Consider the following 8,953-nt stretch of genomic DNA (forward strand, 5'->3'; position numbering starts at 1 on the left):
CATGGACCAGGAATTCGACTACGTCGTCGTCGGCGGCGGCACGGCCGGCTGTGCCGTGGCCGCCCGGCTGTCCGAGGACCCCGACGTGACGGTCTGCCTCGTCGAGGCGGGGCCGTCCGACGTCGGGGACGACGCGATCCTCGACCTCAGCCGCTGGATGGAGCTGCTCGAGTCGGGCTACGACTGGGACTACCCCATCGAGCCCCAGGAGTCGGGCAACTCGTGGATGCGCCACGCCCGCGCCAAGGTGCTCGGCGGGTGCTCGTCGCACAACTCGGCGATCGCGTTCTGGGCGCCGCGGGAGAACCTCGACGCCTGGGCCGCGCAGGGCTGCGACGGCTGGACCGCCGACGAGTGCTACCCGTTCTACAAGAAGCTCGAGACCGCGCTGGACGGCGCCGAGCAGGCCGACGCCCCCGGGCGCGGCACCGACGGCCCGGTCACCATCCGCACGGTCGGCGACCAGGACCCCTGCGGGGAGGCCCTGCTCGAGGCCTGCGAGGAGGTCGGCCTCCCGACCACGCCGTTCAACACCGGGCGCACCGTGATCCGCGGCGCGAACTGGTTCCAGGTCAACGCCAACCCCGACGGCACCCGCTCGTCGGCGTCCACGGCCTACATCCACCCGAACCTCGACCGGCCGAACCTCTCGGTGTGGACGGGGTACCGGGCGGAGAAGCTGACCTTCGACACCTCCGGCGAGAAGCCCCGCGCCACCGGCGTCCGCCTGCGCACGCCCGACCAGCGCCGCTCGGTCGACATCACCGCGACCCGCGAGACGATCCTGTCCGCGGGCGCGATCGACGGCCCGAAGCTGCTGATGCTCTCGGGCATCGGGCCGGCCGAGCACCTGCGCGAGGTGGGCATCGACGTGCTCGTCGACTCGCCCGGGGTGGGGGAGAACCTCCAGGACCACCCCGAGGGCCTCGTCCAGTGGGAGGCCCTGCAGGAGATGCCGGTGGTCTCCACCCAGTGGTGGCAGATCGGGATCTTCGCCGGCTCCGAGGGCCGCGAGACCCCCGACCTCATGTACCACTACGGCTCGGTGCCGTTCGACATGAACATCGTGCGGTACGGCTACCCGACCGCCGACAACACCTTCTGCCTCACCCCGAACGTCACCGGGGCGCAGTCGAAGGGGACGGTGCGGCTCTCGAGCCGGGACTTCCACGACAAGCCCAAGGTCGACCCGCGCTACTTCAGCCACGAGCACGACCGCGAGGTCATGATCCGGGGCATCCGGGTGGCCCGGGAGATCGCCGCGTCACCCGCGCTCAAGGAGTGGGTGGGCCGCGAGCTCGCGCCGGGGGAGTCGGCGCAGACCGACGAGGAGCTGTTCGACTACATCAGGAACACCCACAACACCGTCTACCACCCGTCCTGCACGGTGAAGATGGGCCCGGACTCCGACCCGCTGGCGCCGGTCGACCCCCAGCTGCGCGTCCGCGGGGTCGACGGCCTCCGGGTGGCCGACGGGTCGATCATGCCCGACCTGATCACCGTCAACCCCTGCATCACGACGATGATGATCGGCGAGCGCTGCGCCGACTTCATCCGCCGCGAGGCCTGACGGGACCCGGGTGCGCCGTGCCGGTCGGGCACGGCGCACCCGCTCGTCCGGGCGTCGCTGTCGGTCCCCTCGCCTGCTCGTCCCGGGACGGAGGGGGCCCGACGTGAGCACGGTCGTGGGCACCGACCGCTACCCCCTCGACGATCCCGGGGGCGCCGTCTGGCGCGAGGTCGTCGACCGGGCCCGCGCCGACCTGCGCGCCGACGGGGCCACGGTGCTGCGCGACGTCGTCCGGCCCGGGCCGCACGGCCGCCTCCGCGCCGGGGGCGACGCCGTGCCCCCGACGCCCACACCGCCGTCGCCCGGTTCCTCGACGCGGCGCGCCGACGAGCTCCGGCGGGCCGTCGACGAGATCAGTGTGGTGATCGCCGACCGCTGACCCGGCGGACCACGAGCTCCGGGGGCTCCTCGACGCGACCGGGCACGGCCCGGCCGGGGAAGTCGAAGAGCCCGAGGATCAGCAGCATCGGGTAGTCGGGGGACTGGTCGGAGCGCCGGACGACTTCGTCGTCGATCAGGAACTCGACGCCCTCGGACGTCCAGTCGACGGCGTACCGGTGGAACGTGCTGACGTCGATGCTCCGGCGGTCGGCGGAGAACTCCTCGCGCAGCGACGGGTCGCGGAACGGGTGCAGACCGGCACCGACCGCCGCCGACGACGGCGACACCGAGTCGCCGAACACCTCGACCAGGCAGATCTCGCCGCACCGCTCGGGGCGGTCCTCCATCCCGATCAGCCACGCCGAGAACATCGACCGGGGACCCAGCCGAGCCCGACACTCCACCTCGACGACGCCGTGGTGCGGGGTGAAGCCCCGCTGCTCGGGCTGTTCCTCGCGCACCACGAGCCCCTCCCGGAACGGTTGCTGGCCCCGCGTGCTGCCGACCGCCCCCGACCAGTTCCCCGACTGCACGGCCGACACCCGCAGCGGCGGCTCGTGCCGATCGGCGCACCACACGGGGTGGTCGTCCGGGATCGACAGCCGCAGGCCCTCGTCGTCCAGGCGGTACTCGGCCGCCGCCGCGGCTCTCGAACTCCAGGCCGGGAGATAGGCCGGGGTCCACACGGCGAGGTCGAGCGTCGGGGGAGGGAAGCGCTCGTCGAACCGGTCCACCCGCCGGAGCCTCCCACCCGCCGGCGGGGCGAGGAACCGGAGGCTTGACCGGGAACCTACAGTGACCGCCGTGCGCCAGCTGCTGTGGTCGACGTTCCTGCCCTGGGTCCGCGTGCCGGGCGCCCCCGTCTACGGCCCCGTCGACGCCCCCGCTGACCTCCCCGGCTACCGCCCCTACGTCGCCGACCACGAGCTCCCCGGCACCACGGTCGACGACATCCGCGCCCGGAAGGTGTGCACCCGCATCCTCGCCGCCGAGCCCGAGCGGACCGCCGAGGCCGCCGCGCTGCTCGACCGTCTCGGGCTGGCCCACCACGGCGCCGCCGACTGGACGACCGTGGGGGAGTGGCTGCGCGACCGCCCTACCGACGCGGCCACCCCGTCGCTCGTGCTCGACGTGGGTCTGCTGCTGGGCCGGCGCATCGTCGAGGCCCGGGACGCGGCGCGCTGGCTGCCCGACGACGACAGCACCCTCGCCTACCCCTTCATCGTGCTGGGCCTGACCCCGATCGCGCTGCCGCTGCAGGCCGCCGAGGCGGGCGCCGACCTCGGGGCGGTCCTGACGACGGCCCTCGAGGCGCAGGAGGAGACCGAGGACGACGAGGAGCTCGACGAGTCGGCCTGACGGCTCTCACCGCGGCGACCCGTCGGCCCCCTGCCGCGGGTGATCCGCGGCCAGGGCGCGGTGCAGGGCCACGCAGATGGCCACCATGAGCAGGGCGAACGGGGTCGCGACGACGATCTCCGCGTTCTGCAGCGCGTCGAGCCCGCCGATGAGGAGCAGTCCCGCGGCCAACGCCGCCATGATGAGGCCCCAGGTGATCTTGCTGCGCCGGGCCGGGTCGAGCCCGCCGCCCGACATGCTGCCGAGGACGACGGTCCCGGCGTCGGCGCCCGCCACGAAGAAGATCCAGATCAGGACCAGCACGAGCACCGCGGTGAACAGGAAGCCCGGGTACTCGCGCAGGAAGCGGAACATCGCGAGGGCCTCGTCCTGGTTCGCCGCCGCGGCGACGGCGCCCCCGGTGCGCGCGTCGGTGTCGAGCCCGGCGCCGCCGAGCACCGAGAACCAGACGACGCTGAACACGCTGGGCGCCACGATCACCCCGACGACGAATTCGCGGACCGTCCGCCCGTAGGAGATGCGGGCGATGAACGCGCCGACGTAGGGCGCCCAGGCGATCCACGTCGCCCAGAAGAAGATCGTCCAGTCGGCGAGCCAGGACGGCCCGGCGAACGGGTAGGTCCGCAGGCTCATCGGGACGACCTGTGCGAGGTAGTTCCCGGTCTCCTGGGCCATCAGGTTGAGCTGCATCGTCGTCGGCCCGACGACCACGAAATAGGCGAGCAGCACGACGGCCAACGCCAGGCTGGCCTGGCTGAGGCGGTTGATGCCCTTCGAGATCGGCGTGGACGCCGAGAGCAGGTAACCCACCGCGGTCACCGCGATGACGACCAGGGACAGCGTCACCCCGCCGGGCACGCCGAAGACGTCGCCGAGGCCCGCGGTGATCTGGAGCGTGCCGAGTCCCAGCGACACCGCGACCCCGAACAGCGTCGCGACGACGGCCAGCACGTCGACGGCCCGGCCGAGCGGTCCGTCGACCCGCCCGCCGAGCAGCGGGCGCAGCACGGCCGAGAGCCGCAGGCTCGCGCTGCCGCGGTTGAACCCGGTGTAGGCGACCGCGAGGCCGACGACCGCGTAGATCGCCCAGGGGTGCAGCGTCCAGTGGAAGAACGCGTACTGCATCCCGACCTCGGCGGCCTCCGGCGACCCGGGCACGGCGGTGCCCGGCGCGGGCTCGCGGGCGTGCATGACGGGCTCCGCCACGCCCCAGAACAGCAGCCCGACCCCCATGCCGGCCTGGAACAGCATCGCGAACCAGGCGGTGCGGCCGAACTCCGGCCGGGCATCGGGACCGCCGAGGCGCACCCCGCCGAAGCGTCCCAGGGCGAGGTAGAGGGCGAAGACGACGAACCCGGTCGTCAGGAACAGGTACAGCCACCCGAGGTAGGTCACGATCGCGGTGACCGCGGCGGCGAGGGCGGCGGCGACCGGGCCGACGGCGACGAACGAGGCCACCACGAACGCCGCCGAGAGACCGACGGAGACCCAGAACACCGTGCCGAACTGGCCGACGGCACCGGTCTCGTCGTCGGGGGACGCGGTCTGCCCGCTCGCCTGCTCGGTGTCCGTCATGCCCGCGCAGGTACCCCGCCCCGGGGAACGACGAACGGCCCGCCCGCCACCTCGGGAGGTGGCCGGCGGGCCGTCGTCGGCTCGGCGGTACGTCAGCCCAGCATCTTGCGGAGCACGTACGGCAGGATGCCGCCGTTGCGGTAGTAGGCCGCCTCCCCGGGGGTGTCGATGCGCAGGCGCGCGTCGAACTCCACGGCGTCGCCCGACTCCGGCTGCGCCGTCACGTGGACCGTGTCGGGGATGCCGCCGTCGTTGAGGGCCGTGACCCCGGAGATCGAGAACGTCTCCGTGCCCTTGAGGCCCAGCGACTCGGCGTCCTGGCCCTCGGGGTACTGCAGCGGCAGCACGCCCATGCCGACGAGGTTCGAGCGGTGGATCCGCTCGTAGGACTCGGCGATGACGGCGCGGACGCCGAGCAGCGTGGTGCCCTTGGCCGCCCAGTCGCGCGACGAGCCCGAGCCGTACTCCTTGCCGGCCAGCACCACCAGCGGCGTGCCGGCGGCGGCGTAGTTCTGGGCCGCGTCGTACACCGCGGCCTGCTTGCCGCCGTCGGTGAAGTCGGCGGTCCAGCCGCCCTGCGGCAGGTCGTTGCCGTCGCCGTCCTTCAGCTCATTGCGGAGCCGGATGTTGGCGAAGGTGCCGCGGATCATCACCTCGTGGTTGCCGCGGCGGGAGCCGTAGGAGTTGAAGTCCTTGCGCTCGACGCCGTTCTCCTTGAGGTAGCGCCCGGCGGGCGACTCCTCCTTGATGGCCCCGGCGGGGGAGATGTGGTCGGTGGTCACCGAGTCACCGAGCATGAGCAGCACGCGGGCGCCCTCGAGGTCGGTGACGTCCGACGGCTCCCGGTCCATGCCCTCGAAGTACGGGGGCTTCCGGACGTAGGTGGAGTCCTCGTCCCACGTGAAGGTCTCGCCCTCGGGGGTGGGCAGCGAGGTCCACCGCTCGTCACCGGCGAACACCTCGGCGTACCGCGAGGTGAACTGCTCGGCGGAGAGCGACTCCTCGATCGTCGACTGGATCTCCTGCGGGCTCGGCCAGATGTCGTCGAGCATGACCGGGTTGCCCTCGGTGTCGTACCCGAGCGGCTCGGTGGCCATGTCGAGGTCCATCGTCCCGGCGAGCGCGTAGGCCACCACCAGCGGCGGGCTGGCCAGGTAGTTCATCTTCACGTCGGGGTTGATGCGGCCCTCGAAGTTGCGGTTGCCCGAGAGCACCGCGGTGACGGCCAGGTCCTCGTCGTTGATCGCCTTCGAGATCTCCTCGGGCAGCGGCCCGGAGTTCCCGATGCAGGTGGTGCAGCCGTAGCCGACCAGGTTGAAGCCGAGCTTCTCCAGGTAGGGCAGCAGACCGGAGCGCTCGTAGTAGTCCATGACGACCTTCGACCCGGGGGCGAGGGACGTCTTCACCCACGGCCGGCGCTCGAGGCCCTTCTCGACGGCGTTCCGCGCGAGCAGGGCCGCGCCGATCATCACGGAGGGGTTCGAGGTGTTCGTGCACGAGGTGATCGCGGCGATCGTGACGGCGCCGTGGTCGAGCTCGAGCTCCGTGCCGTCGGACAGCGTCACCGGCACCGGGTGCGACGCGCGGCCGCCCGGGTCGACGGGCTGGCGGTGCACCGAGGGCCGGTCGTCGTCGCCGTTCGGGTGCTCGGCGGGCGGGTCGGACGCCGGGAACGACTCGCTGTCGGACTCCTCGGACTGGCTCTTGGCCACGCCGTCGTCGTCAACATAGTCGGGCAGCGCCTGGCGGAAGGACTCCTTGGCCGCGTCGAGCTGGATGCGGTCCTGGGGGCGCTTTGGGCCGGCGATCGACGGGACGACCGTCGAGAGGTCGAGCGAGAGGGTCTCGGAGTAGTCCGCCTCGTGCGACGGGTCGTGCCAGAGGCCCTGCTCCTTGGTGTAGGCCTCGACGAGCGCGACCTGCTCCTCGTCGCGGCCGGTGAAGCGCAGGTAGTTCAGCGTCTCGTCGTCGATCGGGAAGATCGCGCAGGTGGAGCCGAACTCCGGGCTCATGTTGCCGATCGTCGCGCGGTTGGCCAGCGGCACCGCGCCGACGCCCTCGCCGTAGAACTCCACGAACTTCCCGACGACGCCGTGCTCGCGCAGCATCTCGGTGATCGTCAGGACGAGGTCGGTGGCGGTGGCGCCCGCGGGCAGCTCGCCGGAGAGCTGGAAGCCGACGACCTTCGGGATCAGCATCGACACCGGCTGGCCGAGCATCGCGGCCTCGGCCTCGATGCCGCCGACGCCCCAGCCGAGCACGCCGAGGCCGTTGACCATCGTGGTGTGCGAGTCGGTCCCGACGAGGGTGTCGGGGTAGGCCTGGCCGTTGCGGACCATGACGACGCGCGCCAGGTGCTCGATGTTGACCTGGTGGACGATGCCGGTGCCGGGCGGGACGACCTTGAACTCGTTGAACGCGGTCTGGCCCCAGCGCAGGAACTTGTAGCGCTCCTCGTTGCGCTGGTACTCCAGCTCGACGTTCTTCTCGAACGCGTCCGGGGTGCCGAACAGGTCGGCCACCACGGAGTGGTCGATGACCAGCTCGGCGGGCGCGAGCGGGTTCACGGTGGTGGCGTCGCCGCCGAGCTCGGTGACGGCCTCGCGCATCGTCGCGAGGTCGACGATGCAGGGCACGCCGGTGAAGTCCTGCATGACCACGCGGCCGGGGACGTACTGGATCTCGGTGTCGGGCTCCGCGTTCGGGTCCCACTGCGCGAGCGCGCGGATCGAGTCCTCGGTGGTGACGAGCCCGTCCTCGGTCCGGAGGAGGTTCTCGAGCAGGACCTTGAGGCTGAACGGCAGGCGCTGCGAGCCCTCGACGGCGTCCAGACGGAAGATCTCGTAGGTGTTCCCGCCGACCTCGAGGCTGCCCTTGGCCCCGAAGCTGTCGACGCTGCTGCTGGCCTCTTCGCTCACGCGTGTCCTCCTCGTCCGGGCGCGACCCGTGGTGGGGGTCCGCCCGCTCCTCCTGCGGCCCGGTGCTGCGCTGGGTGTGGTGATGCCCGACGCAGCCGCCGGTCAGTCCTGGTCCGGTGAGGATCGGGGCAGGTGGTGACCTGTCCCGCGGTCGGGGGCGACCGCACCGATCCCCGTCGCCGGAAGTCTCGCGTACGCGCCGGTACGGCGCACTCGCCCCCCGGCCCCGTGTCCAGGTTACGACGATCACCTCCCCCCGGGGGGTGCCGCCGCTCACGTGGGAGGGCCGACACGCCCACGGCCGCGTGGTGCCGCCGCCCCCGCGCACGCAGCTGATCCACTACGCACCCTCAGCCGGGTCATAGGAGGTCACGCGTGGTGCGAGCGGTCGTCCTCGCCGCCGTGCTCCTGGTGGGGTCCCTCCTGCCGGCGACCGCCCTCGCGCAGACCCCGCCGCCGCCCCCCGGAGGCCCCGCGGCGGAGGTCGGGCGCCTCGTCGGGCAGCTCTCCACCCTGCAGTCCCAGCTCGACGACCTCGCGGCGCGCGCCGGGCATCGTCGGGAACTCGCGAACCGCGCGGTGGCCGACGAGGCCGGCGCGCAGGCCCGGGTCGAGGGCACCCGGGCGGAGGCGGCAAGCAGCCGGCAGGTGGCCGACCGGATCGCCGCCGAGGCCGAGCAGGCCCGGGCGCGGGTCGACGCGTGGGTGGCCGCGCAGTACCAGCAGGCCGACTCCTCGAGCGTCACGGCCGCGCTGGCCGGCACGAACGGGCCGACCGACGTGGCCGAGCGCCTACAGCTCCAGGGGCTCGTCTCCGCCGAGCAGACGGCCGCCCTCGACGGCTACGAGCGGGCCCGGGTCGACGCCGCCAACGCCGACTCCCGAGCCCGGAAGGCCGCCGCCGACGCCGCCGACGCCGCCCAGGCCGCCGCCACGGCGTCCCGGGCCGCGCAGGACCAGCTCTCGGCCGCCCAGACCGCCCTCGCCGGCCAGCAGCAGCGCATCGCCGCCGTGAGCGTCCAGCGCGACGCCGCCCAGTCCCGCCTCGCCACGCTCGAGGCCTCCGACGCGGCCCTGGCCGCGCAGGGCACCCGGGCCGAGGCGGCGCAGGCCGCGCAGCAGCGCAGCCGGGACGCCGCCGACGCCGCCC

At 73.1% G+C, this 8,953-nt stretch carries 7 protein-coding genes; 4 read left to right on the forward strand and 3 right to left on the reverse strand.

The genetic code is table 11. The annotated features are described in order from the left end of the window. Position 1: 1 nt before the first annotated feature. Positions 2-1,570 (forward strand): GMC family oxidoreductase, encoded by a 1,569-nt coding sequence (locus ACFPBZ_RS19330; RefSeq protein ID WP_378037721.1) that lies wholly within the window; start codon positions 2-4, stop codon positions 1,568-1,570. 103 nt (positions 1,571-1,673) lie between these two features. Beyond that, on the forward strand, positions 1,674-1,949 hold the full coding sequence (locus ACFPBZ_RS19335; protein ID WP_378037722.1) for a hypothetical protein: 276 nt from the start codon (positions 1,674-1,676) through the stop codon (positions 1,947-1,949). Here ACFPBZ_RS19335 and ACFPBZ_RS19340 read toward each other — a convergent pair. Beyond that, positions 1,924-2,685 (reverse strand): glycoside hydrolase family 16 protein, encoded by a 762-nt coding sequence (locus tag ACFPBZ_RS19340; RefSeq protein WP_378037723.1) that lies wholly within the window; start codon positions 2,683-2,685, stop codon positions 1,924-1,926. The two genes, ACFPBZ_RS19335 and ACFPBZ_RS19340, sit on opposite strands and share 26 nt — an antisense overlap. Before the next feature lie 70 nt (positions 2,686-2,755). On the opposite strand from ACFPBZ_RS19340, the gene ACFPBZ_RS19345 reads away from it, so the two are divergent. Then, the gene (locus ACFPBZ_RS19345; RefSeq protein ID WP_378037724.1) at positions 2,756-3,310 is read left to right on the forward strand and encodes a hypothetical protein; all 555 of its coding nucleotides are present in this window, start codon (positions 2,756-2,758) and stop codon (positions 3,308-3,310) included. A gap of 6 nt (positions 3,311-3,316) precedes the next feature. Here ACFPBZ_RS19345 and ACFPBZ_RS19350 read toward each other — a convergent pair whose 3' ends face one another. Both ACFPBZ_RS19350 and ACFPBZ_RS19355 read right to left on the reverse strand, forming a co-directional pair. Next, positions 3,317-4,885 carry a BCCT family transporter gene (locus ACFPBZ_RS19350; protein ID WP_378037725.1) on the reverse strand — a complete coding sequence of 523 codons (1,569 nt, stop codon included), beginning with the start codon at positions 4,883-4,885 and terminating at the stop codon, positions 3,317-3,319. A gap of 92 nt (positions 4,886-4,977) precedes the next feature. Beyond that, positions 4,978-7,803 (reverse strand): aconitate hydratase, encoded by a 2,826-nt coding sequence (locus ACFPBZ_RS19355; RefSeq protein ID WP_378037726.1) that lies wholly within the window; start codon positions 7,801-7,803, stop codon positions 4,978-4,980. A gap of 375 nt (positions 7,804-8,178) precedes the next feature. Between ACFPBZ_RS19355 and ACFPBZ_RS19360 the strand changes: the two genes are divergently transcribed. After that, positions 8,179-8,953: coiled-coil domain-containing protein (locus ACFPBZ_RS19360; protein ID WP_465251518.1), on the forward strand; the 775-nt coding region annotated here is incomplete at its 3' end.

The sequence above is a fragment of the Actinomycetospora atypica genome (assembly GCF_042653685.1).
In the GTDB taxonomy this organism is placed as follows: Bacteria; Actinomycetota; Actinomycetes; order Mycobacteriales; family Pseudonocardiaceae; genus Actinomycetospora; species Actinomycetospora atypica.

What these genes read in the sequence shown, in the direction of transcription:
- ACFPBZ_RS19350 (WP_378037725.1), bottom strand. Translation starts at nt 4,885, where the DNA reads ATGACGGACACCGAGCAGGCGAGCGGGCAGACCGCGTCCCCCGACGAC.
- ACFPBZ_RS19330 (WP_378037721.1), top strand. Translation starts at nt 2, where the DNA reads ATGGACCAGGAATTCGACTACGTCGTCGTCGGCGGCGGCACGGCCGGC.